Origin of the sequence: Pseudoflavonifractor intestinihominis (assembly GCF_040096055.1) — a bacterium.
Classification (GTDB): Bacteria; Bacillota; Clostridia; order Oscillospirales; family Oscillospiraceae; genus Pseudoflavonifractor; species Pseudoflavonifractor intestinihominis.
On record NZ_JBBMFK010000073.1, the window covers coordinates 1 to 600 of the forward strand.

Genomic DNA, 600 nt, shown 5'->3' on the forward strand with positions numbered 1-600 from the left:
ATCCCTTTCCTTTCTGCCCGGCGGCGTTGTGGGCGTTGATGGCGGACATGAGCAAATTCTTGACCTCCGGCAAAGCAAGTGCTTTTTCCACAAAGGCATAGAACTCGGTTTCGGTCAAAACCTTTGCCAGCGGCTCTACGCTTTCGATAGCCGCGCCGCGGGTAATGAGGCGGTGCGTTCGTTTGCGGCGGTCGCCTTTCTCGCAGTAGCTGCGGCGGTTTTCCAGCTGCTGCTGTCTGTGTTGGAGCTGGGCAAGCTGGCGCTCCCTGGCGGCTATTTCGGCTTCCAATTCCGGGATAGTTTTCTGTTTGGGCATGGTGCATGACCTCCTTAAAATGATGGATAGATACAAAAAGACCGCCTACCGAAAAAACGGTAAACGGTCTGGGGTACATATTCAAAACTTTGCGGGCGGTGCTGTTTGCGTCAGCAAATTGCTCCGCCCACAAAGTGCGCAAGGATAGGCGAAGCCGCAAGAGGGTGCAGCCCTCTTGTACGGAACGAAGTGACGCAAAACAGCCCGGACATTCGCTGTCCGGGCTGCTGCCTCGCAGAGCGCACGATACAGGGCTTGCCCCTGTATAGAAGTGCGCCCTTGTT

Annotated in this window: 1 protein-coding gene; it reads right to left on the bottom strand. The window is 55.8% G+C overall.

The features are described from left to right. Positions 1–316, bottom strand: a 316-nt coding sequence (locus tag WMO64_RS17065) for a DUF3847 domain-containing protein (protein ID WP_349232773.1), incomplete at its 3' end; no start/stop codon positions are given. Positions 317–600 lie beyond the last annotated feature (284 nt).